The sequence below is a fragment of the Pseudomonas sp. FBCC-B35 genome (genome assembly GCF_059133755.1).
This window is the reverse complement of sequence record NZ_CP101439.1, coordinates 2,144,914-2,169,923: the sequence shown is the minus strand read 5'-3', so window position 1 is coordinate 2,169,923 and position 25,010 is coordinate 2,144,914. Positions and strand designations below refer to the sequence as shown.

The 25,010-nt window shown below is 61.2% G+C and carries 21 protein-coding genes; 15 read left to right on the top strand and 6 right to left on the bottom strand.

The genetic code is table 11. The features are described from left to right. Window positions 1-92 precede the first annotated feature (92 nt). From yghU to NMB38_RS10020, 4 genes are all read left to right on the top strand, one after another. Complete coding sequence (gene yghU / locus NMB38_RS10035) at window positions 93-932, top strand: glutathione-dependent disulfide-bond oxidoreductase (protein WP_049696072.1); 840 nt, start codon at window positions 93-95, stop codon at window positions 930-932. A 252-nt stretch (window positions 933-1,184) separates the two neighbouring features. Beyond that, window positions 1,185-2,888, top strand: a complete 1,704-nt coding sequence (locus NMB38_RS10030) for an amidase (protein WP_027916463.1) — start codon at window positions 1,185-1,187, stop codon at window positions 2,886-2,888. 51 nt (window positions 2,889-2,939) lie between these two features. Beyond that, window positions 2,940-3,644, top strand: a complete 705-nt coding sequence (locus NMB38_RS10025; RefSeq protein ID WP_373456139.1) for a helix-turn-helix transcriptional regulator — start codon at window positions 2,940-2,942, stop codon at window positions 3,642-3,644. Then, on the top strand, window positions 3,641-4,561 hold the full coding sequence (locus NMB38_RS10020; protein WP_110607352.1) for a pyridoxal-phosphate dependent enzyme: 921 nt from the start codon (window positions 3,641-3,643) through the stop codon (window positions 4,559-4,561). The genes NMB38_RS10025 and NMB38_RS10020 overlap by 4 nt, the downstream gene beginning before the upstream one ends. Before the next feature lie 138 nt (window positions 4,562-4,699). Here NMB38_RS10020 and NMB38_RS10015 read toward each other — a convergent pair whose 3' ends face one another. After that, window positions 4,700-4,909: a hypervirulence associated TUDOR domain-containing protein gene (locus tag NMB38_RS10015; RefSeq protein ID WP_027916466.1), complete on the bottom strand. Its 210-nt coding sequence runs from the start codon at window positions 4,907-4,909 to the stop codon at window positions 4,700-4,702. Window positions 4,910-5,102: 193 nt separating this feature from the next. Between NMB38_RS10015 and nspC the strand changes: the two genes are divergently transcribed. The 7 genes from nspC (at window position 5,103) to NMB38_RS09980 (ending at window position 13,349) form a co-directional block, all read left to right on the top strand. After that, window positions 5,103-6,200 carry a carboxynorspermidine decarboxylase gene (gene nspC / locus NMB38_RS10010; RefSeq protein ID WP_027916467.1) on the top strand — a complete coding sequence of 366 codons (1,098 nt, stop codon included), beginning with the start codon at window positions 5,103-5,105 and terminating at the stop codon, window positions 6,198-6,200. 33 nt (window positions 6,201-6,233) lie between these two features. Next, the gene (locus NMB38_RS10005; protein ID WP_049696073.1) at window positions 6,234-7,478 is read left to right on the top strand and encodes a saccharopine dehydrogenase family protein; all 1,245 of its coding nucleotides are present in this window, start codon (window positions 6,234-6,236) and stop codon (window positions 7,476-7,478) included. A gap of 217 nt (window positions 7,479-7,695) precedes the next feature. Further along, window positions 7,696-8,916, top strand: a complete 1,221-nt coding sequence (locus NMB38_RS10000) for a putative DNA modification/repair radical SAM protein (RefSeq protein WP_088523795.1) — start codon at window positions 7,696-7,698, stop codon at window positions 8,914-8,916. Next, window positions 8,907-9,755 (top strand): TIGR03915 family putative DNA repair protein, encoded by an 849-nt coding sequence (locus tag NMB38_RS09995; RefSeq protein WP_027916469.1) that lies wholly within the window; start codon window positions 8,907-8,909, stop codon window positions 9,753-9,755. The genes NMB38_RS10000 and NMB38_RS09995 overlap by 10 nt, the downstream gene beginning before the upstream one ends. Before the next feature lie 110 nt (window positions 9,756-9,865). After that, entirely contained in the window at window positions 9,866-11,932 is a 2,067-nt protein-coding gene (gene treS / locus NMB38_RS09990; RefSeq protein WP_104926122.1) for a maltose alpha-D-glucosyltransferase, read from the top strand. Between the two features lie 76 nt (window positions 11,933-12,008). Beyond that, window positions 12,009-12,632 carry a riboflavin synthase gene (locus NMB38_RS09985; protein WP_028687858.1) on the top strand — a complete coding sequence of 208 codons (624 nt, stop codon included), beginning with the start codon at window positions 12,009-12,011 and terminating at the stop codon, window positions 12,630-12,632. Between the two features lie 15 nt (window positions 12,633-12,647). Further along, the gene (locus tag NMB38_RS09980) at window positions 12,648-13,349 is read left to right on the top strand and encodes a YoaK family protein (protein WP_104926121.1); all 702 of its coding nucleotides are present in this window, start codon (window positions 12,648-12,650) and stop codon (window positions 13,347-13,349) included. Here NMB38_RS09980 and proP read toward each other — a convergent pair whose 3' ends face one another. The 3 genes from proP to NMB38_RS09965 form a co-directional block, all read right to left on the bottom strand. After that, complete coding sequence (gene proP / locus NMB38_RS09975) at window positions 13,350-14,852, bottom strand: glycine betaine/L-proline transporter ProP (RefSeq protein ID WP_027916473.1); 1,503 nt, start codon at window positions 14,850-14,852, stop codon at window positions 13,350-13,352. 162 nt (window positions 14,853-15,014) lie between these two features. Continuing rightward, window positions 15,015-15,989: a porphobilinogen synthase gene (hemB, locus tag NMB38_RS09970; RefSeq protein WP_027916474.1), complete on the bottom strand. Its 975-nt coding sequence runs from the start codon at window positions 15,987-15,989 to the stop codon at window positions 15,015-15,017. Window positions 15,990-16,159: 170 nt separating this feature from the next. Then, the gene (locus NMB38_RS09965) at window positions 16,160-17,053 is read right to left on the bottom strand and encodes a PA4780 family RIO1-like protein kinase (protein WP_027916475.1); all 894 of its coding nucleotides are present in this window, start codon (window positions 17,051-17,053) and stop codon (window positions 16,160-16,162) included. A gap of 192 nt (window positions 17,054-17,245) precedes the next feature. Between NMB38_RS09965 and NMB38_RS09960 the strand changes: the two genes are divergently transcribed. Together NMB38_RS09960 and NMB38_RS09955 are read left to right on the top strand one after the other, a co-directional pair. Continuing rightward, complete coding sequence (locus tag NMB38_RS09960) at window positions 17,246-17,926, top strand: response regulator transcription factor (protein ID WP_027916476.1); 681 nt, start codon at window positions 17,246-17,248, stop codon at window positions 17,924-17,926. Beyond that, window positions 17,904-19,295 (top strand): sensor histidine kinase, encoded by a 1,392-nt coding sequence (locus tag NMB38_RS09955; RefSeq protein ID WP_049696077.1) that lies wholly within the window; start codon window positions 17,904-17,906, stop codon window positions 19,293-19,295. Before NMB38_RS09960 ends, NMB38_RS09955 begins: the two co-directional genes overlap by 23 nt. Window positions 19,296-20,399: 1,104 nt before the next feature. Here the strand turns inward: NMB38_RS09955 and cysS are convergent. Both cysS and NMB38_RS09945 read right to left on the bottom strand, forming a co-directional pair. Further along, a complete protein-coding gene (cysS, locus tag NMB38_RS09950; protein WP_049696079.1) occupies window positions 20,400-21,782 on the bottom strand; it encodes a cysteine--tRNA ligase in 1,383 nt (460 codons plus the stop codon). A gap of 9 nt (window positions 21,783-21,791) precedes the next feature. Then, window positions 21,792-23,495: a glutamine--tRNA ligase/YqeY domain fusion protein gene (locus tag NMB38_RS09945; RefSeq protein WP_490806109.1), complete on the bottom strand. Its 1,704-nt coding sequence runs from the start codon at window positions 23,493-23,495 to the stop codon at window positions 21,792-21,794. Between the two features lie 250 nt (window positions 23,496-23,745). Between NMB38_RS09945 and NMB38_RS09940 the strand changes: the two genes are divergently transcribed. After that, the gene (locus NMB38_RS09940) at window positions 23,746-24,246 is read left to right on the top strand and encodes a peptidylprolyl isomerase (RefSeq protein WP_027915571.1); all 501 of its coding nucleotides are present in this window, start codon (window positions 23,746-23,748) and stop codon (window positions 24,244-24,246) included. After that, the gene (locus NMB38_RS09935; RefSeq protein ID WP_027915570.1) at window positions 24,243-24,965 is read left to right on the top strand and encodes a UDP-2,3-diacylglucosamine diphosphatase; all 723 of its coding nucleotides are present in this window, start codon (window positions 24,243-24,245) and stop codon (window positions 24,963-24,965) included. Before NMB38_RS09940 ends, NMB38_RS09935 begins: the two co-directional genes overlap by 4 nt. Window positions 24,966-25,010: the final 45 nt, after the last annotated feature.

The window sequence follows — 25,010 nt, the reverse complement described above, 5'->3', positions numbered from 1 at the left end:
TCCGTTTTGTGTTTGTGCCCGCCATCGAACCCGTGGCATATAGGCAGGTCAATCAGACGTCGTCGATCATTCGCAATCGTGGAGAGCCGAGCATGAGCACACCCGCTTACCAACCCCCGAAGGTATGGCGCAACGAAGCGGCCTCTGGTGGCCACTTCGCCAGTATCAACCGGCCGGTCGCCGGGCCTACCCATGACAAGGACCTGCCAGTGGGCGAGCAACCGCTGCAGCTTTATTCCCTGGCTACACCCAATGGCGTCAAGGTCACTATCGCCCTGGAAGAGCTGCTGGAACTCGGCCATGCCGGCGCTGAATACGATGCCTGGCTGATCCGTATCGGCGAAGGTGACCAGTTCTCCAGCGGCTTCGTGCAGGTCAATCCAAACTCCAAGATCCCCGCATTGGTTGACCGCAGCGTCGAGCCGCCGGTGCGGGTATTCGAATCGGGGTCCATCCTGCTGTACCTGGCCGAGAAGTTCGATGCCCTGCTCCCGCAAACTGCAGCCGAACGCACCGAAGCCCTGAACTGGCTGTTCTGGCAAATGGGCGCGGCGCCGTACTTGGGTGGTGGGTTTGGGCATTTCTACGTGTATGCGCCGGAAAAAATCGAGTACGCGATCAATCGCTTCACCATGGAAGCCAAGCGGCAGCTGGACGTGCTCGACCGCCGTTTGGGCGAAACCACCTACCTTGCCGGCGGTCATTACAGCATCGCCGATATAGCGGTGTGGTCATGGTACGGCCAGCTTGTGCTGGGCAACCTCTACAACGCTGCAGAGTTTCTCGCAGTTCACGAATACCCCAACGTTCAGCGCTGGGCCCAGGCGATCGCTGCACGTCCCGCCGTGCAACGCGGCACGCGCGTGAACCGGACCTGGGGTGATGAAGCCAGCCAGGTACCGGAGCGGCATTCGGCAGCGGATCTGGACTGAACGGCCTGCTGATCCTCGGGCGGCCCTGCTGGCGGGGCCGCCCAGGTGTCAATGAGGTGCCCCCATTCAATGCCCCCTTGCACGCACCCGTTTGCTCCTGCGCACACCTGCGTACGCTTTAACCTTCTTGTACACTCCCCGCATTAGCCTAATGCTGTTCACTTAGGGCCGCTGCGCGGCCCATCGCGGTCCCAACGATCTCAGATGAACAGCATTACCGCATTAGCTCAACCTGCATTTTCTGGTGAACGCATGATCGAGGTAACCGAGGTTTCCATCGCCGAGTTGCGCAGCGCGCTCGAGGCGGGCCGCACGACGGCGGTCGAACTGGTCAAGGCCTACCTGGCCCGCATGGACGCCTACGATGGCGCCGGCACCGACACCGCCCTCAACGCCGTGGTAGTGCGCAATCCCGATGCACTTGCCGAAGCCGAGGCCTCGGACGCCCGCCGGGCCCGTGGCGAGGTGCTTGGGCCCTTGGACGGCATACCCTACACCGCCAAGGACAGCTATTTGGTAAAAGGCCTGACCGCAGCGTCCGGTAGCCCAGCCTTCAAGCACCTGATAGCCCAGCGCGACGCCTTCACCATCGAACGGCTGCGCGGAGCCGGGGCCATCTGCCTGGGCAAGACCAACATGCCGCCCATGGCCAACGGTGGCATGCAGCGCGGCGTCTATGGTCGCGCCGAGAGCCCCTACAATGCGGCGTACCTGACCGCGCCCTTCGCTTCGGGCTCCTCTAACGGCGCCGGTACCGCGACAGCTGCGAGCTTCAGCGCCTTCGGCCTGGCCGAGGAAACCTGGTCCAGCGGCCGAGGCCCTGCGTCGAACAACGGGCTGTGCGCCTACACCCCCTCACGCGGGATCATTTCGGTCAGGGGTAACTGGCCCCTCACGCCGACGATGGATGTGGTCGTGCCGTTCGCCCGCACCATGCATGACCTGCTGGAAATTCTCGACGTGGTCGTGGCCGATGATCCCGATACCCGGGGTGACCTATGGCGGCTGCAGCCCTGGGTCTCGATCCCGAAACCCTCGCAGGTCCGCCCGACCAGCTACCTGGACCTGGCAGCAGGCACCGCCGCCCTGCAAGGCAAGCGATTCGGCGTACCGCGCATGTACATCAACGCCGACGAGCACGCGGGCACGTCGGAAAAACCGGGCATTGGCGGCCCTACCGGCCAGCGCATCCAGACGCGGGCAAGCGTCATGACGCTGTGGCAGCAAGCTCGCCAAGCCCTGGAAAAGGCCGGTGCCCAGGTTGTGGAAGTCGACTTCCCGCTGGTCTCCAACTGTGAAGGCGACCGGCCGGGCGCGCCGACCGTCTACAACCGGGGCATCGTCAGCAAGGCATTCCTGCACGATGAGCTGTGGGAGCTCTCCGGCTGGGCGTTCGACGACTTCCTGCGCGCCAATGACGACCCGAATCTCAACCGGCTGGCGGATGTGGACGGTCCACGAATTTTCCCACACGACCCTGGCACCCTGCCCAACCGTGAGGATGATCTGGCCGCCGGCATGGATGAGTACGTCAACATGGCCAAGCGCGGCCTGAAGACCTGGGATCAGATCGAGACCCTGCCTGACGGTCTGCGTGGCCTTGAACAGACTCGCAAGATCGACCTGGAAGACTGGATGCAAGCGCTTGGGCTCGATGCCGTGTTGTTCCCCACCGTGGCCGACGTCGGGCCGGCCGACGCCGATGTGAACCCGGCATCGGCCGACATTGCCTGGAGCAATGGCGTGTGGGTGGCCAACGGGAACCTGGCCATACGCCACCTGGGCGTGCCCACGGTCACCGTACCCATGGGCGTGATGAGCGACATCGGTATGCCGGTAGGCCTGACCTTCGCGGGGCGGGCCTACAGTGACACTGCACTGTTGAGCTTTGCCGCAGCGTTCGAAGCCACCGGTTCACGGCGGATGATTCCACCCCGCACCCCGCCCTTGGGCTGACGGCACAACAGAGCGCCAGGCATCTCGCGAAAATCAACGTTATGTGTAAATATGCACAAACTGTTGATTCGAAGAGTTCGCATGGCCCTCTTACCCGAAGATGAACGCCGCTTGACCTTGAGCGTGCTCAAAGCCTCCATTGAGGCCTTGGGCAGCGTTGTCACACAAAACACCGAAATCCTGCTTCACGACCTGGACCATCCCGAACGGTCCGTCGTTGCCATCGTCAATGGCCACCTCTCCGGCCGGCAGGTGGGAAGCCCTATCCTGGCTGTACCGGAGCAGGATCAAGGCCTGAAAGCGTTGCTCAAGGCCGCGGCTGATCAGCAAGGCTGCGGGCCTGTCGTACTGCCCGACTACCCGACCGCCATCAAGGGCCGCACGCTGCGCAGCGCTACCGCGATCTTTCGCGACAGCGCTGGCCACCCCTTCGCCAGCCTGTGCATCAACACCGATGTCACGGGCCTGGAGGCTGCCATGGGCTTTTTACAAAGCTTCGCGCCCATGGGCACCGCGCCCGCGCTGGCGGAGCCCGCCGACATGGAGGCGCTGATGACCGAGATCATCCAGGCGGCCCTGCATGGCACCGGCCAAGGCCGCATGACCAGGCAAGCCAAGATCGAAGCGGTGCGCGTGATGCAGGAACGCGGGCTGTTCATCGTCAAGGGCGGCGTCGAGAAAGCGGCCAACGCCCTCGGCGTGACCCGGTACACCGTCTACAACTACCTCGAACATTTGCGCGGAGCCTCCCAGTGACCTTGCACATCCCTACCCCCCTTATCGAATCACGCCCATTGTCGCTGGCTGCCGATTGCACAGTCTGGCTCAAGCTCGAGGCATTGCAGCCCTGCGGCTCCTTCAAGCTGCGCGGCGTCGCCCACGCCTGTGAGTTCCACCACGGCCGCGGCGCTAAACGGTTCGTGTCGTCGTCAGGCGGCAATGCCGGGCTCGCTGTCGCCTATGTCGGGCGCAAGCTCGGCCTTCCCGTGACCGTTGTCGTGCCCGAGACCACCACCGCGCGCGCCCAGCAATTGCTGCGCCTTGAAGACGCGGAGGTCATCGTCCACGGGCAGTCCTGGCAGGAGGCCAATGCGTTGGCGCTGAGCCTGATGGGCGACGATGCCGCGTTCATTCACCCGTTCGACGATCCGCTGCTGTGGGAAGGCCATGCCAGCCTGGTCGACGAGGTGGCAGAAGCCGGCATCAAGCCCGATGCCGTCGTGCTTTCCGTGGGCGGCGGCGGTTTGCTGAGCGGCGTCGTGCAGGGGCTACAGCGCAATGGTTGGGCCGATGTGCCGGTCCTGGCCGTGGAAACCCAGGGCGCAGCCTCCTTGCATGCCGCCATCGAAGCCGGCGAATTGGTGACGTTGGAGCGGCTGGATACGATTGCCACCACGCTGGGCGCGAAACAGGTAGCCGAACACGCGTTTCTCTGCACCCAGGAACATCCCGTGCAAAGCCTGCTGGTCAGTGACCGGCAGGCCCTGGAGGCGTGCGAGCGCTTTTTGCTGGATCACCGTCTGCTGGTCGAGCCGGCCTGCGGCGCCGCTTTGGCGGTGGGGTATGACGCCGGCGCACTGGCAAGCTACCGCAATGTACTGGTGGTCGTGTGCGGGGGCGCCACGGCAACCTTGGCGCAGATCCAGGCGTGGCGGGCAGCGCTCGAGGCATGAAACCAGCCTGCGGGTGCGGGGAGCGGCCCTGAACCCGCTCCTTGCGTCACAGGCTGCAAAGTGCACCTGACGAAACGGCTCATAAAAAAGCCCGTGATACACACGGGCAACTGAGCACCAACGCAATAACCTGTGTTCTCAGCCCTTCTTCAATGCCTGCTCTTTGTGCATGGCCATGTGCCCGGTCTTGTCGCTCTTGACCTCGTACTGTGGCTCCTCCTTTGAGCAATGGCGCTGACGCCCCATGAATTCGACATCCTGGGTATGCACTTTCTCGACGGTGCCATGTATGACGCCGGCCTCTGAGTTCCAGTGCACCTTGTCACCTTTCTTGAAGGCATTGCTCATCGATTTCTCCTTGCACCCTGCGTGGGAAGATTGAGAGTGTCATCTGTCGTTGTTCTACTGAGCACGCCGAACGCAAAAAGATTCAGTCACGGCAACGCTGCCCGGACGAAATGCAATTGCACCCTTTCGATCTGCGGCGAGTGAAGGCACAATGCGTGTCCTTTTTTTGGCCGGCCTTGCCGAGGGCCTCTAAATGATCAATACGCCGTACTACCTCATCGACAAGACCAAGCTGCTGAGCAACATGCAGAAGATCGCCTATGTGCGCGAACACTCGGGTGCCAAAGCGCTGCTGGCGCTCAAGTGCTTCGCCACTTGGTCGGTGTTCGACCTGATGCAGCAGTACATGGACGGCACCACGTCGTCTTCGCTGTACGAGCTCAAGCTCGGCCGCCAGAAGTTCGCCGGTGAAACCCACGCCTATAGCGTGGCGTGGGCCGACGACGAGGTCCAGGAGATGCTCGAGAACTGCGACAAGATCATCTTCAACTCCATTGGCCAGCTGCAACGCTTCGCCGAGCAGTCCGAAGGCAAGGTCCGGGGTTTGCGCGTCAACCCCCAGGTCAGCAGCTCGGACTATCAGCTGGCCGACCCGGCGCGCCCGTTCAGCCGCCTGGGGGAATGGGACCCGGCCAAGATCGAGACCGTGATCGATCAGGTATCAGGCTTCATGTTCCACAACAACTGCGAGAACGGCGACTTCGCCTTGTTCGATCAGATGCTGTCCCGTATCGAGGAACGTTTCGGCCACCTGCTGCACAAAGTGAAATGGGTAAGCCTGGGCGGCGGCATCCACTTCACCGGCGAAGGCTATGCACTGGACGATTTCTGCGCGCGCCTGAAGGCGTTCTCGCAGACCTATGGCGTGCAGGTCTACCTGGAGCCAGGTGAAGCCGCGATCACCCAGAGCGCTTCGCTGGAAGTGACTGTGCTGGACACGCTGTACAACGGTAAGCACCTGGCCGTGGTCGACAGCTCGATCGAAGCGCACATGCTCGACCTGCTGATCTACCGCCTCAACGCCAAGATGGCGCCCAACGACGGCGAGCACACCTACATGGTATGCGGCAAGTCTTGCCTGGCCGGCGATATTTTCGGTGAATACCAGTTCGAACGCCCGCTGGCGATCGGCGACCGCCTGTCCTTCGTGGATGCTGCGGGTTACACCATGGTCAAGAAAAACTGGTTCAACGGTTTGAAGATGCCATCCATCGTGGTCAAGCAACTCGACGGCAGCGTCGAGGTGGTACGCGAGTTCGGTTTCGAAGACTACGTTTCCAGCCTGTCGTAAGACAGGCCTCGTCTGTAAGGAGCAACAGGTAAATTGAAGAAGAACGTTCTTATCATTGGTGCAGGAGGTGTCGCCAAGGTGGTGGCCCACAAGTGCGCGCAGCATAACGACGAACTGGGTCGTATTGCCATCGCGTCACGGAACATCTCCAAATGCCAGGCCATCATCGACAGCGTCAAGGCCAAGGGTAGCCTCAAGGTACCCGCCGACATTCAGGCCTTTTCGCTCAATGCCCTCGACGTCGAGGCAACCAAAGCATTGATCCGCGAGACCGAATCGCAAATCGTGATCAATGTCGGCTCCGCGTTCCTGAACATGTCGGTGCTGCGTGCGTGCATCGATACCGGCGTCGCCTACCTGGATACCGCTATCCACGAGGAGCCGGGCAAGATCTGTGAAACCCCGCCATGGTACGGAAACTACGAGTGGAAACACCTCGAAGAGTGCCAGGCCAAGAACATCACGGCCATTCTCGGCGTCGGTTTCGACCCGGGTGTGGTCAACAGCTACGCCAAACTGGCGCAGCAGCAGTATTTCGACCACATTGATTCGATCGACATTCTCGACGTCAATGCAGGCTCGCATGGCAAGTACTTTGCCACCAACTTCGACCCGGAAATCAATTTCCGCGAGTTCACCGGGCAGGTGTGGAGCTGGCAGAACAGCCAGTGGACCAGCAACACCATGTTCGAAGTCAAGCGTACCGATGACCTGCCCGTGGTGGGTTCGCAAAACCTGTACCTCACCGGTCACGATGAAGTGCACTCCATCTCCAAGAACCTGAACGTACCCAACGTCCGATTCTGGATGAGTTTCGGCGAGCATTACATCAATGTATTCACGGTCCTGAAAAACCTGGGCCTGCTCAGCGAGCAGCCAGTCAAGACCGCAGAAGGCCTGGAAGTGGTACCGCTTAAAGTGGTCAAGGCCGTGCTGCCTGATCCTGCGTCCCTGGCGCCCGGCTACACCGGCAAGACCTGCATCGGTGACCTGGTCAAAGGCACCAAGGACGGGCAGCCCCGTGAAGTGTTCATCTACAACGTGGCCGACCACGAAGAGGCGTACGCTGAAACGGACAGCCAGGGCATTTCCTACACTGCGGGCGTGCCACCGGTCGCCGCTGCCTTGCTGGTCGCCCGCGGCGAGTGGGATGCCAAGCGCATGGTCAACGTCGAGGAGCTGCCCGCCGAGCCGTTCCTCAAGGCGCTGGACATGATGGGCTTGCCAACCCGGGTGAAGGATGAAAAAGGTGACCGTCCGTGGGACGCTGAAGCCTGATTCACCCCAGAGGGCGCCGTTGAGGCGCCCTCTTCCGTTATCGATCAGCCCACACTGAATCTTTGTTAACCACTTAAATCCCTCAGCCGTCCGCTGTCCAACCATTCATCGGATAACCCACGAATTTGCTCGGATACCCCGCCGCGCGACGTTCAACCCTTGCAATTGACCCTGGCCCTCAATACTGTATGAATACTCAGTACGACAGGTAAGAGTCATGCAACTGATCGCCAAACTGGGCATTCTTGCCGATGCCGCCAAATACGATGCATCGTGCGCCAGTAGTGGTGCGCCAAAACGCAGCTCGCGTGGTGGCACTGGTTTGGGCGCTACCAACGGCATGGGCATTTGCCACAGCTATACACCCGATGGTCGCTGCGTGTCTCTGCTGAAAATTCTGCTTACCAACTTTTGCCTGTACGACTGCCAGTATTGCGTCAACCGACGTTCGAGCAATGTGCCTCGCGCACGGTTCAGCCCCGAAGAAGTGGTACGCCTGACCTTGGACTTCTACCGGCGCAACTGCATCAGTGGCCTGTTCCTGAGCTCGGGCATCATTCGCTCGGCCGACTACACCATGGAGCAGCTGATCAGAGTGGCGCGATTGCTGCGCGAAGAACATAACTTCCGTGGCTATATCCACCTCAAGACCATTCCGGACGCCGATCCGCTGTTGATCGAAGAAGCAGGCCGCCTGGCCGATCGCTTGAGCGTCAACATCGAGCTGCCCACCGACGACAGCCTCAAGCGCCTGGCACCGGAAAAACAAGCGTCGACCATTCGTCAAGCCATGGGCGTGATTCATCAGGGGCAGCAAGCGGTGGCCAACGAGCCTCGCGCTCCGCGCTTTACCCCTGCCGGCCAAAGCACCCAGGTTATTGTCGGGGCCGACAGTACCGACGACAGCACATTGCTGCGCAATGCCGAATCGCTGTACCAGGGGTACGGCCTCAAACGCGTCTACTACTCAGCCTTCAGCCCTATCCCCGACAGCCCGGGCAGCGTGCCACTGGCCGCCCCGCCTCTGCTGCGTGAACACCGCTTGTACCAGGCCGATTTCCTCTTGCGTGGATACGGTTATAAAGCCGGCGAGCTGTTGGGCCAGACCGGCAACCTGGCGTTGGATATCGATCCCAAGCTGGCATGGGCACTGGCTAATCGCGAAGTGTTCCCGCTGGATGTGAACCGCGCAGAGCCCGCGCTCCTCGCTCGCATTCCAGGGATAGGCCTGCGCAGTGTGCAGCGCCTGGTCGCCTTGCGTCGCGAGCGGCGTATCCGCTATGACGACCTGATTCAGCTGCGCTGCGTGCTCGACAAGGCGCGGCCCTTTATCGTGACCAGCGATTACCGCCCAGCCCAGGCCGACCTACGCAGCAGCCTGCTGCGTGCCCGCCTGCGCGAGCCACAGGCACCGGTTCAAATGGGGCTGTGGGGGTGATTGCGCTCGATTGCGATGACCTGTTCGGGATCTGGCGTGAGCAAGCCAGGTCCCTGCTGAGCCATGGCATCGATCCATCGCAAGTCACCTGGTCGCAGGGGCCCATGACCGACATGCTGGCGGACACCACCACGCTGCCGGCGGGTACGGGCCCGTTTCGGGCAAAGGTGCCAGCGGCCTTGCTCGGTCAACTGGAAGAAGCGGCACGCTATCACGGCGAGCAGCGGTGGAACCTGTTGTACGACGTGCTGTGGCGGGTCGCCCACGGCGACCGCACGGCGATGCTGGCCGGTGATCGGCTGGGCAGCGAACTGCATCGACGCATCAAGCAAGTCAGCCGCGAAGCCCATCATCTGCATGCGTTCTTGCGGTTCGTGCCGCTACCTGAAGCGCTGGTCGAGCACTTGCAATTGGACCTGGTCGCTTTTCACGAACCTGCTCACGACATTCTGCAAAGCGCCAGCCCCCATTTTGCCGACAGGCTGGGACGGCTGCGGTGGCTGATCGCAACGCCGCGCGATGGCATCCGCTATGACGGCCGCCATTTCGACTATCAACGCCGCTGCCCGGAGCTCTGGCAGCAATGGGCGCAGCACGCAGAAGACCCTGGCGCCGAGTTGTGGCGTACCTACTACCGCCATACCTTCAACCCCGCCCGCCTGAATCCGAATGCCTTGCGCTTGCATATGCCTGGCCGGTTCTGGCGCCATTTGCCAGAAGGGATGCTCATCCCTCAACTGGAGGGTCTGGCGCGCCAAGGCAAGCAGCGTGACGGCCAGGCCGTGGAAGTAGCGGCCCAAGCTGGCAAGCAGATCAACAAGTCCTCCCGGGAAGGTTGACTGCTAGCAGGCAACCAAAGCGTCTGCGACAAACCCTGTCTCGAGCCGAACGTTCCGCGTGCCCTGCCGTCTTAACCTGAGCCGGTGCCGACACGCAAAGAGGACGCGAGATGACCCAACCCGACCCGTCATACGTCAAATGGCTTGAAGAACGCTCCATGCTAAAGGCATCCCAGGAGCGGGCCAGCCTGTACTCCGGGCAAGCGCGCCTGTGGCAACAGCCCTACGCCCAGGCACAGCCGCGCCGTGCGACAGAAATCGCCTCCGTCTGGCTCACGGTCTACCCCGATGCGATCATCGCGCCGGATGGATGCTCAGTGCTGGGTGCCTTGGCCCATGAAGCGCTATGGAAGCGTCTGTCAGACATTGGTATTCAAGGGGTGCACACCGGGCCGATCAAGCGTTCCGGCGGCATCAGCGGACGCGAGGTTACGCCGAGTGTAGACGGCAACTTCGACCGTATCAGCTTCGACATCGACCCGCTTTACGGTACCGAGCAGGAACTGGTGCAGATGAGCCGCATGGCCGCTGCCCACAATGCCGTGACCATCGATGACCTGATCCCTTCGCACACTGGCAAAGGCGCCGACTTCCGTCTGGCCGAGCTGGCGCTGGCGCCCTACCCTGGCCTCTACCACATGGTCGAAATCCGTGAAGAGGACTGGGGGCTGCTACCTGACGTGCCCGAGGGCCGCGATTCGGTCAACCTGCTCCCAGCTCAGTGCGACGAGCTCAAGGCCCGCCACTATATCGTCGGCCAGCTGCAACGGGTGATCTTCTTCGAGCCAGGCGTCAAAGAGACTGACTGGAGTGCCACGGCGCCGATCACGGGCGTGGATGGCAAAACCCGCCGCTGGGTTTACCTGCATTATTTCAAGGACGGTCAACCCTCCCTGAACTGGCTAGACCCGACGTTCACGGCGCAGCAGATGATCATCGGCGATGCCCTGCACGCCCTGGACTGCCTGGGCGCACGTGGCTTGCGTCTGGATGCCAACGGTTTCCTTGGCGTCGAAACCCGGGCCAGCGGCACCGCCTGGTCGGAAAGCCATCCCTTGTCGCTGGTTGGTAACCAGTTGATCGGTGGCATGATCCGCAAGGCAGGAGGGTTCAGCTTCCAGGAGTTGAACCTCACCCTCGATGACATCGCCCAGATGTCCAGCGGCGGTGCCGACCTGTCCTACGACTTCATTACCCGACCGGCCTATCAGCACGCGCTGCTGACCGGCGACACCGAATTCCTGCGCTTGATGTTCAAGGAAATGCACGCCTTCGGCATCGACCCGGCCTCGCTGATCCATGCCTTGCAAAACCATGACGAGTTGACGGTCGAGCTGGTGCATTTCTGGACACTGCATGCGCATGACATGTACCTGTACAAGGGCCAGACCTTGCCAGGCAGCATCCTGCGCGAGCATATCCGCGAGGAGATCTACGAGCGCCTGTCCGGCGAACACGCACCTTACAACCTGCGGTTCGTCACCAATGGCATCTCCTGCACCACGGCCAGCTTGATCACCGCTGCCCTGGGAATCCGTGAGCTTGATGACATCACCCCCGAGCAGGTCGAATCGATACAGAAGCTGCATTTGCTGCTGGTGATGTACAACGCCATGCAGCCTGGGGTGGTGGCCATATCCGGCTGGGACCTGGTAGGCGCCCTTCCCTTGCCGGGCGAAGCGGTGGCTGAGCGAATGACCGACGGCGACACTCGCTGGATTCATCGCGGCGGTTATGACCTGGCAGGTCTTGACCCAGAGGCGCAGACCTCAGTGCGGGGCATGCCGCGTGCGCGCGCGTTGTATGGCAGCCTTGATGAACAACTGGAGCGCAGTGACTCGTTCGCCAGTAAGGTCAAGAAGCTGCTCGCGGTTCGCCAGGCGTATGGCATCGCCACTAGCCGGCAACTGCTGGTGCCGGATGTGACTTCGCCTGGCCTGCTGGTGATGGTTCACGAACTGCCTGCAGGGCGCGGTACCCAGATAACCGCCCTGAACTTCAGCCAGGACGAGATCAGTGAAGAACTGCAACTGACCGGTTTCACACCAGGCCCTGTGGTGGACATGATCAACGAAACGGTCGAAGGCGATTTGACCGAGGACGGGCGGTTGATGGTCAACCTGGACCCTTACGAAGCGCTATGCCTGCGCATCGTCAACAGCAGTGGCCACGTCTGAGGTGCTGTGACTTGCATTTGCAAGCGCCTGGGCATAGTTTGCGCAAGTCAACTTACCTGTGCCCAGGAGCAACGCAATGTACACCGGCATCGTCCAGGCCGTCCGCCCTCTGCTTGATATCGCCCGTCACCCTGGCCACAACCAGTTCACCATCGACCTCACCCCGGCACTGCTCGACGATCTGAAGATCGGTGCCAGTGTCAGCGTTGAAGGCACTTGCCTGTCGGTCACCGAAATCGAAGGCACCCAGGTGCGCTTCGACGCCATGACGGCAACGCTGGAACGCACCAACCTGCGAAACCTGCAGCCCGGCCAAGGGGTGAACATCGAGCGCTCGGCAAAAATGAATGCGGAGGTGGGCGGCCACCTCATGGCTGGCCACATCGCCACCACTGCAGACATCGTCGACATCTCCATCGCCGACGCCGGTGCATATATCAAGTTCCGCATGCCGCCCGAATGGGCCAAGTACGTCTTTGCCCGTGGCTTTATTGGCGTCAATGGCTGCAGCCTTACCGTCGCCGACATCGACGACAACGTGGTCACCATCAACCTCATTCCAGAAACCCTGCGCCAGACCACGTTCACCCGTTATCAGAAAGGCGACCTGCTCAATATCGAAGTCGATCACCACACCATGGTGCTGGTCGATGTCGTGGAGCGCACCATTCGTAACACCCTGGCCCGCGAGCAACGGTAGACCCGAGGACTGCACATGCTGCCATCCACCACGGCCACACCTACCTCCAAGCGCCATCGTGTCCACAGGTTACGAGGCCGCGTAGGGTTGGGGCTGGTGGCCGGCCTGTCGGTACTGGCAGGGATGACCGATGCCATCGGTCTGTTGGCCTTGGGCGATTTCGTATCGTTCATGAGCGGCAACACCACCCGCCTTGCCGTCGCCATCAATGACGTCGATGGCCCGATGATACTGCGCCTGGCAGGTGCGCTGTTGGGCTTCGTGGCCGGCAATACCCTGGGTGTGGTGCTGGCACACTCATGCCGGCGCCGTGCTTGGCCAGTGTTGCTGGTGGTAGCCGTTCTGCTCGGGTTTGCGGGGATGACGCCCGCGCCGAATACCTCAGTACCTTTGTTGGCCGCCACATTGGCGATGGGGATGATCAATGCAGTGGTTGAACAGGTCAACGGGCTGCCGATTGGCCTGACCTACGTTACCGGTGCCCTTTCGCGCTTTGGTCGTGGCCTGGGCCACTGGATGCTGGGCGCTCGCCGTCATGGCTGGCGGGTGCAACTGGTGCCGTGGCTGGGCATGTTACTGGGGGCAGCCTGTGGCGCTGGGTTGCAGAAACACCTGGGTCTTCAGGCTATGGTCGGCAGTTGCCTCTTGACCTGCCTGCTGACCCTGGTGTCGCTGCTCATTCCTCGTGCCTGGCAGCGAGGCTACATGCCTCGCTGATCAGTCGATACGGGGATGCTGCTGCACCAGCAGCTTGCGCTTGGCCTCCAGTTCAGCAATCTGGGTATCGATGTCTTCGATTTTCTGCTCGATATTGTCGTGGTGCTCCTGAAGCAGCTCGCGCGCCTCGTCGATGTCGGAGGCTGCTGGCGCCGCGCCACGCAACGGCTTGTTGGCCGTTTCCTTCATGGTCACGCCGGTGATGAAACCGATCACGGCAATCACCATCAGGTAGTACGCCGGCATGTACAGGTTGCCGGAGCTTTCCACCAGCCAGGCGGCCAGGGTCGGGGTAAGGCCTGCAATCAGCACCGAAATGTTGAAAGCACTGGCCAGGGCGCTGTAGCGGATATGCGTCGGGAACATCGCTGGCAGGGTCGAAGCCATCACACCGATGAAGAAGTTGAGCAGCACGGCCATCAGCAGCAGGCCTGCGAAGATCAAGCCCAGCACGCCGCTGTTGATCAGCATGAAGGCAGGAATCGCCGCCGCAAACAGGCCGACGCTGCCCAGAATGATGAAGGGCCGACGGCCAAACTTGTCACTCAGAAGGCCGATTATCGGCTGCACGAACAGCATGCCCACCATGATCGCGATGATGATCAGTACACCGTGATCTTCGCTGTAATGCAGGTTGTGGGACAGGTAGCTGGGCATGTACGTCAGCAGCATGTAGTACGTGACGTTCGTCGCGATCACCACGCCGATGCAGGTGATCAGGCTACGCCAGTGCTTGGTCGCCACTTCCTTGAACGACACCTTGGGCCCGGAAGCCAGGCCTTCACGGTCACCTTGCTCCAGTTTGTCGACATGCTGCTGGAAGGCTGGGGTTTCCTCCAGCGCATGACGCAGGTACAAGCCGATCATACCCAGTGGCAAGGCCAGGAAGAACGGCAGGCGCCAGCCCCACTCGAGGAATTTCTCCTCACCCAATACGGTGGAGATCATCACCACCACGCCGGCGCCCAGTACGAAGCCGGCGATGGAGCCGAAGTCCAACCAGCTGCCCAGGAAACCACGCTTGCGGTCAGGCGCATACTCGGCCACGAAAATCGAAGCGCCGGTGTACTCCCCCCCTACCGAGAAGCCCTGGGCCATCTTGGCCAGCAACAGCAGAATCGGCGCCCATATGCCGATACTGGCATAGGACGGTATCAGGCCAATGGCGAATGTGCTCAAGGACATGATGACGATGGTGGCGGCGAGAATCTTCTGTCGCCCGAAACGGTCGCCGAGCGCGCCGAAGAACAAACCACCCAGTGGTCGGATCAGGAACGGCACGGAGAAAGTGGCCAGCGCGGCAATCATTTGAACGCTAGGGTCGGCATTGGGGAAGAACACTTTGCCCAGGGCATAGGCGACGAAGCCATAGACGCCGAAGTCGAACCACTCCATCGCATTGCCCAGCGCAGCGGCGGTAATGGCCTTGCGCATCTTGGCGTCATCGACGATGGTGATGTCCTTCAGGCCAATCGGCTGAACCCTTTTCTTGCGAGATTTCATTTATTTATCCCTGACGGTGACTGCTCTAAGGGATCAGATACAAAGGGACACTAAATAATTCAGCGCTTAGCGTTTTTTTGTGAAACGCAGGCTTAAAGAGGGATGCGAGCTTTTAGGGCGCTGGGTCATTGGGGCTGCTGCGCAGCCCCAATGACCACGTTTTCAAATACCTTCCAGCGCCAGGTCCATGGCAAAGTAGGTCAGGATCAAGTCGGCGCCCGCACGCTTGATCGCCCCAATGCTCTCGCGCATGACGCGGCCCTCATCGATGGCACCAGCCAGTCCACCGAACTTGATCATGGCGTACTCGCCACTGACTTGGTAGGCCGCCAATGGCAGGCGCGAGGCGTTACGAATGTCGGCAATCACATCCAGGTAGGCACCCGCCGGCTTGACCATGAGTACGTCGGCGCCCTCCTGCTCGTCGAGCAGTGATTCGCGCACCGCTTCGCGGCGATTCATGGGGTTCATCTGGTAGCTCTTGCGGTCGCCCTTGAGCGCCGTACCGCCCGCTTCGCGGAAAGGCCCATACAAGGAAGAGGCAAACTTGGTGGAGTAGGCCATGATCGCCGTGTCATGGAAGCCTGCGCCGTCCAGCGCACTGCGAATTGCCTGGACCTGCCCGTCCATGGCCGCCGAGGGCGCGATGAAATCAGCACCTGCCGCGGCGGCAATCACGGCCTGCTTGCCGAGGTTGGCCAAGGTGGCGTCGTTGTCCACGCCGTGGTCATGCAGCACGCCACAGTGGCCGTGGCTGGTATATTCGCAGAAGCAGGTATCGGACATCACGACCATTTCCGGCACCGCATCCTTGCAGATCCGCGACATGCGCGCGACCAGGCCGTTTTCATTCCAGGTGTCGCTGCCCACGGCGTCCAGATGGTGGGAGACCCCGAAGGTCATCACCGAACGAATGCCAGCACGGGCGTAACGCTCGATCTCCTGCGCCAACAGCTTCTCGGGGATGCGATTGACCCCAGGCATGCTCTTGATCGGCACGAAGTCATCGATACCCTCCTCCACGAAGATCGGCAAGATCAGATCATCGAGGCGGAACTCGGTCTCCTGAAAAACGCTGCGCAGCGCTTGACTCTTGCGCAGACGGCGGGGACGGACGGACGGGAAAAGAGTGGACATGACAGCTCCAGAAAGATGAACGGCGTATACCTTAAGCCCGAGCCGCGACACTGGAAAGGCCAAATGACGAGATATTGTCTTGCGTCAAAGGCAATGACCGTCGCGCGGGCCAAAACCTGGCCGGCGCAGCCTGATGTATGGCGTTCGCCCGCACCGGCAGGTTGGATGTGTCAGCGCAGCCAGGGCGGCGGTGGCTCTTGAGCCTGGGGTTGCGCCTGCTCGGCTTCGGCTCGCGCTTCACGGCGGCGGGCATCGTCCAGCCGGGCGGCATCGATCTCGCGCATGATCCCCGCCACGTCCGCTGCCTGCTCATCTTCAGCGAACAACCCCGTGAGCGGACTGTCGGGACGCAATTCGCCGGCTTCGTACAGGGCCCACATTTCCTGCGCATAACGGGTGGCTTTCAGCTCAGGTGCAAAGCGTCCGAAATAGTGCGCCATGTTCGACACATCGCGCTGCAGCATGCTGAACGCATGGTTGTTGGCCGCAGCGTCCACTGCCTGAGGCAAGTCGATGATCACCGGCCCGTCCGGGCCCAGCAGTACGTTGAACTCCGAGAGGTCGCCATGGACGAGCCCCGAGCAGAGCATCAGTACGATCTGGCTGATCACGAACCGGTGATAGTCCCGCGCCTGGTCCGCCTCGAGGTAAACATCGTTCAGCCGGGGCGCAGCATTGCCATCGGCATCGGTCACCAGCTCCATGAGCAGCACGCCATCCTGGAAGTCGTAGGGCTTGGGTACCCTGACGCCTGCCCCGGCCAGCCGGAAGAGCGCGGCCACCTCGGCGTTCTGCCAGGCATCCTCGGCCTCCTTGCGCCCGTACTTGCTGCCCTTGGCCATGGCCCGGGCCTGACGGCTGTTTCGCACCTTGCGCCCTTCCTGATACTCGGCCGCCTGGCGGAAGCTGCGCTTGTTGGCTTCCTTGTACACTTTGGCGCAGCGTACCTGGTTGCCACAGCGCACCACGTACACGGCGGCCTCCTTGCCACTCATCAACGGCCTCAGTACCTCGTCGACCAGGCCGTCCTCAATCAGGGGTTCGATTCTCTTGGGTGTCTTCATCAGGCTGTGTTCGGGTCCTGGCTGTGATGCGGCCTATCCTCTCACAGCCGAGTCGTACTTGCTTGCCCATGTGCCACGCAAGCCGATAAACAAGCAAAGCAATGCAACAGGCGCCAGATGAATTATTCTTAAATCGCCTGCTGGCCGTTCTTTGGCACAATCAGGCTTTCATCTGGATGCCCGGGAACCCGCATGCCTCGCGTACTCACCATCGAAGACGACGCCGTCACCGGTCAGGAAATCGTCGCTGAACTCAACAGCCATGGCTTGGACGTTGACTGGGCCGACAATGGCCGCGAGGGCCTGGCCAAGGCCATCGCCGGCGGTTATGACCTGATCACCCTTGATCGCATGTTGCCGGAGGTGGACGGGCTGACCATCGTCACCACCCTACGCAATCTCAAGATCGCCACGCCCATTCTGATGATCAGCGCGCTGTCGGACGTGGATGAACGGGTGCGGGGCCTGCGTGCAGGCGGCGACGACTACTTGACCAAGCCGTTCGCCTCGGACGAGATGGCAGCGCGCGTCGAAGTCTTGCTGCGCCGCAACAGTGTGCCCATGACTCAGACTAAGCTGCAGGTGGCCGACCTGGAGCTGGACCTCATCACCCATGAAGCCCGGCGCGGCGAGCACACGCTCAATTTGCTCCCCACCGAGTACAAACTGCTCGAATACCTGATGCGTCACAGCGGTCAGGTCATCACGCGGATGATGATCTTCGAGGAAGTCTGGGGGTATCACTTCGATCCAGGCACCAACCTCATTGACGTGCACATCGGCCGCCTGCGCAAGAAGATCGACCTGCCTGGCCAGTCGCCGTTGATCCGTACCGTACGGGGCTCCGGTTATGCCATTGCTGAACCCGTCTAAGGGCTGGAGTTCGTCCACGAGCCGGCTGCTGGCGCTTTACAGTTTTCTGTTCGTGGCCTGGAGCAGCATCCTCATGGGGGTGCTGTACTTCGAGGTTTCCAGCTACCTGAACAAACTCACCCGGCATTCGATGCTGCAGCGCCAACACCTGTTCGCGCACATGAGCGGCAAGCAACTGGACGACGCCCTGATCGCCAGCCAGGCGTTCGAAGAACGCAGTTTCGATGCCTATGGCCTGTTCGACGCGCAACTCAACCCGTTGGGCGGCAGTGTGCGTGCCCTGCCCCCTGAGCTGGCACTGGACGGCAAGATTCACGAGCTCAAGCGCTGCCTGAATGCCGACGATCCGAACATGCCGCGCCATAGCTGCGATGCGGTGGCGATCAAGGTGCAGGATGGCCGTTGGTTGGTGTTGTTCCGGGACAACGGCTCGTTGTTCGTCGTCACACGTATCATCCTCGACGCCTTGCTGTGGGGCATCTCGTTGACGCTGATCCCGGGTTTTGCAGGTTGGTACCTGCTCAGGCGCAGGCCGCTCAAGCGCATCCGTGCGGTACAGGCCCAGGCCGAACTGATCGTGGCGGGCGACCTGACCCATCGCTTGCCGCTGTCGGCACGGCGCGATGAGTTGGACATGCTGGCTGCCATCGTCAACGCCATGCTCGACCGCATCGAGCGCCTGATGCACGAGGTCAAGGGTGTGTGCGACAACATCGCCCACGACCTGCGTACGCCGCTGACGCGGCTGCGCGCGCAGCTGTACCGCATACGCCAGCAAAGCGATGCCGATACCGCCCAGGCGGAGGCGCTGGACCAAGCCATTGGTGAAACCGATACGCTAATGGCCCGTTTTCGCGGGCTGTTGCGGATCAGCGAGTTGGAAGATCGCCAGCGTCGTGCAGGGTTCACGCAGCTGGACCCATATGACCTGTTGGTGGAACTTCACGATTTCTACCTGCCATTGGCGGAGGACGGTGGCATCCAATTGACCTTGCATCAACCAGGGCAGCTGGCAGCGCTGCATGGCGACCGCGAGCTGTTGTTCGAGGCGCTGGCCAACCTGGTGGGCAACGCCATCAAGTTTACGCCGGAAGGAGGACAGGTACAGATCGCAGCCTCCCAAGATGACACGGGCGTGCACTTGGCTGTGGAAGACACGGGACCTGGCATTGCGGAACAGGAGCGTACTGCGGTGCTCAAGCGGTTCTATCGCAGCGACGAGGGGCATCGGCATGCGGGCTTCGGCTTGGGTCTGTCCATCGTGGCGGCGATCGTGGACTTGCATGGGTTTGGTTTGGAGATCGGTGAAAGTCGGCTGGGAGGGGCGAAGCTGGTGTTGCATTGTCCTCTTGCGGGCTTGGTTAAGTAAGCCGGTGCAGGCTGGCAATCGTTGCGGTGGTGCGGGCATGGAGCGGACTTGTAGGGGGCGCTGGACCGGCGCGGGGACCCGCGCAGTAAATCCAAAAGTTCCTATTTCGTGTTTGAGTCTTTTAGGGCCGCTTTGCGGCCCATCGCGGCACTAGGCCGCTCCTACAAGTTGCTAGATACCCAGCAGATATCGTGACCACTGTTCCGAATATAACCATTACGCGTACCCAGATGGCTCCACTAAGGAGAGTTTAACGGCTTACTGTTGATCTTGATCTTGATCTTGATCTTGATCTTGCTTTTGATCTTCGCGACTTCAGAAGGCCGAACGCAGGTCTTGCGGAGGGAGGTGACAGGCATGGATGCCTGTCAAGCGCTGGGCCCCAGGATGGGGCCTACAGCGCGGTCCTCCCGGGAGCAAGACCGGAGTGAGGGAACCCCGAAGCGCAGCGTAGGGGCCGTATGAACGGAGCGCAGCCTTTTTTGGTTACTTTTTGTGGCGTTTGACAAAAAGTAACTCGCCGTAAGGGCGAAAAGGTGATTAAGCGTCGCCATCGCAAATGGACTATGCGCTCTATCAATACCCACACCAACCCAATCAAACTTCAAACTTCAAACTTCAAACTTAAAACTCCAAACTTCAAACTTCAAACTTCAAACTTCAAAGCGTGGGCGCATACAGCAAGTTGGTATTCATTGGCGCGGGTGGCGCACAGTCACCCTTCCGCCCTTACGGCGGCTCACTTTTTGTCTTGTCAAAAAGTAAGCAAAAACCGCCTGCTCCTATCATCCGGCCCCTACGCTACGCTCCGGGGTTCCCTCGCTCCGGGCTTGCTCCCGGGAGGACCGCGCTGCAGGCCCCATCCTGGGGCCCAGCGCTTGACAGGCATCCATGCCTGTCACCTCCCTCCGCAAGCCCTGCGCTCGGCCTCCTGAAGTCGCGATCTGTGGCGCCTGGACTATCGCGCGCTTAGAAGCAGAAGCAGAAACACGTAGCGGTAAGGACAAGGACAAGGACAAGGACAAGGGCGACTAGCTTGGCAATCTTGGAGTCGAGGCGCGCTAGACATGGGTTGCGAGCAACCCAATCAGCTCGCCCCCCAGATCAGTCCGCCAACCGCCAGGTCGTCCCGCCTTTGCTGTCTTCAAGCACCACACCCATGGCCGTCAACTGGTCACGGATGCGATCAGACTCGCCCCAGTTCTTGTCGGCCCGCGCCTGCAACCGCGCCTGGATCAAACCCTCGACCTGAGCTGCGTCCACCTTGCCTTCAGCGCCCGCACGCAGGAAGTCATCGGCCTCCAGCTGCAACACACCCAGCACGTCACCCAGCTCACGCAAACGCCCCGCCAAGCCTGCCGCTGCAGACACATCGCTCTCGCGCAGGCGGTTGATCTCGCGGACCAGATCGAACAACACGGCGCAGGCTTCCGGCGTACCGAAATCGTCGTTCATCGCAGCAGTGAAACGCTCGACGAAAGCATCCCCACCGCTGGCCGGGACACGGGGCAGGCCACGCAAGGCGTGGTAGAACCGCTCCAGTGCGCCCTTGGCATCACGCAGGCTGTCCTCCGAATAGTTGATCGCGCTGCGGTAGTGGCTCGCCACCAGCAGATAGCGCACCACTTCAGGGTGATACTTTTCCAGCACGTCACGAATGGTGAAGAAGTTGTTCAGCGACTTGGACATCTTCTCGCCGTTGATGCGAATCATGCCGCAGTGCATCCAGGCGTTGGCGTACGGCTTGCCGGTTGCAGCTTCGCTCTGGGCAATTTCGTTCTCGTGGTGCGGGAACTCAAGGTCGCTGCCGCCGCCATGGATGTCGAAACTCTCACCCAGGCAGCACGTGGACATCACCGAGCACTCGATGTGCCAACCAGGCCGGCCAGGCCCCCAGGGTGACTCCCAGCTGGGTTCGCCTGGCTTGACGCCCTTCCACAGTACGAAGTCCAACGGGTCCTGCTTGGCCTCGCCGACCTCGATTCGCGCACCGATGCGCAGGTCTTCGATCTTCTTGCGCGAGAGCTTGCCGTAACCCACGAACTTGCCGACGCGGTAGTACACGTCGCCGTTGCCAGGCGCATACGCATACCCTTTGTCGATCAAGGTCTGGATCATGGCATGCATGCCGGCAATGTGATCGGTAGCGCGCGGTTCCTGGTCCGGAGGTAGGATGTTGAGGCGGCGTTCGTCCTCATGCATCGCGTCGATCATACGGGCGGTGAGTGCGTCGAAGGTTTCTCCGTTCTCGTTGGCCCGGTTGATGATCTTGTCATCGATGTCGGTGATGTTGCGCACGTACGTCAGGTTGTAGCCGCTCTTGCGCAACCACCGGGTGGCCAGGTCGAAGGCCACCATGCTGCGACCATGGCCCAGGTGGCAGTAGTCGTAGACGGTCATGCCGCAGACGTACATGCGCACGTTGTTGCCGTCCAACGGTTTGAACGGCTCCTTGGTCTTGGTCAGTGTGTTGTAGATCGTGAGCACGATGGTTCCTCAGCTGCCCCAGGAGTCACGCAATGTGACGGTGCGGTTGAATACCGGGCGGCCCGGCTGACTGTCCTTGAGGTCAGCACAGAAATAGCCTTCGCGTTCGAACTGGAAGCGATCTTCTGGCTGCGCCTGGGCCAGCGAGGGCTCAGCACGGCAGCCGCTGAGCACTTGCAGCGAATCGGGGTTGATGTTGTCGAGGAAAGTGCCACCCTCCTCGGTCTTCTCAGGGTTCGCCGAACGGAACAACCGATCGTACAAGCGGACTTCGCACTCCACGCTGCCTTCGACCGGCACCCAGTGGATCACGCCCTTGACCTTGCGGCCTTCGGGGTTCCTGCCCAGGGTGTCGGGATCGTACGAGCAGCGCAGTTCGACGATGTTGCCATCGGCGTCCTTGATCGCCTCGTCGGCGCGGATGACGTAGCTACCGCGCAGGCGCACTTCGCCGTTGGGCTCAAGACGTTTGTAGCCCTTGGGCGGCTCTTCCATGAAGTCGTCACGGTCGATGTACAACTCGCGTGCGAACGGCAGCACGCGCACCCCCATGTCTTCCTTGGGGTGGCGCGGCAGCTCGAGCTGCTCGGTCTGGCCTTCGGGATAGTTGGTGATCACCACCTTCAAAGGGCGTAACACGCACATGGCGCGGGGTGCAGTGCGGTCCAGATCGTCGCGGATGCAGAACTCCAGCATGGACATGTCGACCACGCCGTCCGAGCGGTTGGTACCGATCATTTCGCAGAAGTTGCGGATCGATGCTGGTGTGTAGCCACGGCGGCGGAAGCCCGACAGCGTGGACATGCGCGGGTCGTCCCAGCCCTCGACGTGTTGCTCGTCCACCAGTTGCTTGAGCTTGCGCTTGGAGGTGATGGTGTAGTTGAGGTTAAGACGGCTGAACTCGTACTGGCGCGGATGCGTCGGCACCGGCAGGTTGTCCAGGAACCACTCGTACAGCGGCCGGTGACCTTCGAACTCCAGGGTGCAAATGGAGTGGGTGATGCCTTCGATGGCATCCGACTGGCCGTGCGTGAAGTCGTAGTTGGGGTAGATGCACCAGGTATCACCTGTTTGGTGATGGTGCGCATGGCGGATCCGGTAGAGGATCGGGTCCCGCAGGTTCATGTTGGGCGACGCCATGTCGATCTTGGCGCGCAGCACGCGCTCGCCGTCCTTGAACTCGCCGGCCTTCATGCGCGCGAACAGATCGAGGTTTTCCTCCACGCTGCGCTCGCGGAACGGGCTGTTCTTGCCTGGCTCCTTGAGGCTGCCGCGGTATTCCTTGGCCTGCTCCGGGGTGAGGTCGCACACGTAGGCTTTGCCCTGCTTGATCAGCTCGACGGCCCAGGCGTGCAGTTGGTCGAAGTAGCTGGAGGCATAGCGAACGTCACCGGCCCAGTCAAAGCCCAGCCACTTTACATCGCGTTGGATGGCATCGATGTATTCCTGGTCTTCCTTGGCAGGATTGGTGTCGTCAAAACGCAGGTGACAGACACCCCCGAACTCCTTGGCCAGGCCGAAATTGACGCAAATCGACTTGGCATGTCCGATGTGCAGGTAGCCGTTTGGCTCTGGCGGGAAGCGGGTGACGATGCTGGCGTGCTTGCCCGAGTCCAGGTCGGCCTGGATGATCGGCCGCAGGAAGTTCGCAGGGACAGCGGGGGCGCCTTTGGCAGCGGCGTTGGGCGCGTTGTCGGCAGTGGGCTTGCTCATAGGATCCTTGAATGCACGTAGCCGGCCTGGGTAGGCCGAATGAATCAAAGGGCCTATCATAGCCGAAGCAGTCAAGCTGCCGACAGTCGGGCTCCGCCAAACTGGCGTGTTTTATCACGCCTTTTTGCCGCAGCCTTGGCAAAATGGCGCAAGCGCGCCATGTGTCCCCAACACCTGATGCCGCGTCTGGTTAGTAATCAGCGCCCAGCGCATCCCAATTTCCGATTGCCTTGAAAAAGCGAGTTTCAGCATGTCCAAAGTCAAACTGAGCACCAACCACGGCGACATCGTCCTGCAACTGGACGCCGAGAAAGCGCCGCAGACGACCGCGAACTTCGTGCAGTACGTCAAGGAAGGCCACTACGACGGCACCGTTTTCCACCGTGTCATCAAAGGCTTCATGATTCAGGGCGGCGGCTTCAAAGCCGGCATGTCCCAGAAGAAAACCCGCGCCAGCATCCAGAACGAAGCCGACAACGGCCTGAAGAACAAGAAGTACAGCATCGCCATGGCGCGCACCATGGACCCGCACTCCGCCTCGGCGCAGTTCTTCATCAACGCCTCGGACAACGATTTCCTCAACCACAGTGGCAAGAACACTCAGGGCTGGGGCTACGCCGTGTTCGGCGAAGTGATCGAAGGCCGTGAAGTCGTCGACGCCATCGAGAAGGTTGCCACGGGCTCGAGTGCTGGCCACCAGGACGTACCCAAAGACGACGTGATCATCGAGAAAGCCGAGATCATTGAGTGATACTGCTGATCTCTGATCTGCACTTGCAAGAAGAACGCCCGGACATTACCCGGGCGTTTCTTGATCTGCTCGAAGGTCGTGCTCGCCAGGCCCAGGCACTGTACATACTGGGCGACTTTTTCGAAGCGTGGATCGGCGACGATGCCATGACCGCTTTCCAGCAGTCGATCTGCCAGGCCATGCGCCGACTCAGTGACAGCGGCACAGCGGTGTACCTGATGCACGGCAACCGCGACTTTCTGATTGGCCAGGCCTTTTGCGAGGCCGCAGGTTGCACCCTGCTGAGCGACCCCTGCGTGGTGGAGTTGGGAGCAGAACGGGTGCTGCTGATGCACGGCGATACCTTGTGCACCCGCGACGTGGGCTACATGAAAATGCGCCGGTTACTGCGCAACCCTGTAAGCCTCTGGTTGCTTCGGCACCTGCCGCTGTCAGTTCGGATGAAATTGGCACGCAAGCTGCGCAGCGAAAGCCGCGCACAGACGCAAATGAAGTCCACGGAGATCGTTGACGTCACGCCCGAGGAAGTGCCCAAGGTCATGGCAGCGCACCACGTGCGAACGCTGGTGCACGGCCACACCCATCGTCCGGCGATTCACAAGCTGATGGTGGACGGGGAGCCGGCCCGGCGCATCGTGCTGGGCGACTGGGACAAGCGGGCCTGGGCCTTGCAAGTGGACGCGCAAGGGTTTCAGCTGGCGCCGTTCGAGTTTCCCTGAGCGCTTGAGCGCTACCTGCTCGACAACGGGATAGCCCGCCTGAGC

Excerpts from the sequence above, each read along its gene's own strand:
- yghU (WP_049696072.1), top strand. The coding sequence starts at position 93 with ATGAGCACACCCGCTTACCAACCCCCGAAGGTATGGCGCAACGAAGCG.
- NMB38_RS10030 (WP_027916463.1), top strand. The coding sequence starts at position 1,185 with ATGATCGAGGTAACCGAGGTTTCCATCGCCGAGTTGCGCAGCGCGCTC.
- NMB38_RS10025 (WP_373456139.1), top strand. The coding sequence starts at position 2,940 with ATGCACAAACTGTTGATTCGAAGAGTTCGCATGGCCCTCTTACCCGAA.
- NMB38_RS10015 (WP_027916466.1), bottom strand. The coding sequence starts at position 4,909 with ATGAGCAATGCCTTCAAGAAAGGTGACAAGGTGCACTGGAACTCAGAG.
- nspC (WP_027916467.1), top strand. The coding sequence starts at position 5,103 with ATGATCAATACGCCGTACTACCTCATCGACAAGACCAAGCTGCTGAGC.
- NMB38_RS10000 (WP_088523795.1), top strand. The coding sequence starts at position 7,696 with ATGCAACTGATCGCCAAACTGGGCATTCTTGCCGATGCCGCCAAATAC.
- treS (WP_104926122.1), top strand. The coding sequence starts at position 9,866 with ATGACCCAACCCGACCCGTCATACGTCAAATGGCTTGAAGAACGCTCC.
- NMB38_RS09985 (WP_028687858.1), top strand. The coding sequence starts at position 12,009 with ATGTACACCGGCATCGTCCAGGCCGTCCGCCCTCTGCTTGATATCGCC.
- NMB38_RS09980 (WP_104926121.1), top strand. The coding sequence starts at position 12,648 with ATGCTGCCATCCACCACGGCCACACCTACCTCCAAGCGCCATCGTGTC.
- proP (WP_027916473.1), bottom strand. The coding sequence starts at position 14,852 with ATGAAATCTCGCAAGAAAAGGGTTCAGCCGATTGGCCTGAAGGACATC.
- hemB (WP_027916474.1), bottom strand. The coding sequence starts at position 15,989 with ATGTCCACTCTTTTCCCGTCCGTCCGTCCCCGCCGTCTGCGCAAGAGT.
- NMB38_RS09965 (WP_027916475.1), bottom strand. The coding sequence starts at position 17,053 with ATGAAGACACCCAAGAGAATCGAACCCCTGATTGAGGACGGCCTGGTC.
- NMB38_RS09960 (WP_027916476.1), top strand. The coding sequence starts at position 17,246 with ATGCCTCGCGTACTCACCATCGAAGACGACGCCGTCACCGGTCAGGAA.
- NMB38_RS09955 (WP_049696077.1), top strand. The coding sequence starts at position 17,904 with ATGCCATTGCTGAACCCGTCTAAGGGCTGGAGTTCGTCCACGAGCCGG.
- NMB38_RS09945 (WP_490806109.1), bottom strand. The coding sequence starts at position 23,495 with ATGAGCAAGCCCACTGCCGACAACGCGCCCAACGCCGCTGCCAAAGGC.
- NMB38_RS09940 (WP_027915571.1), top strand. The coding sequence starts at position 23,746 with ATGTCCAAAGTCAAACTGAGCACCAACCACGGCGACATCGTCCTGCAA.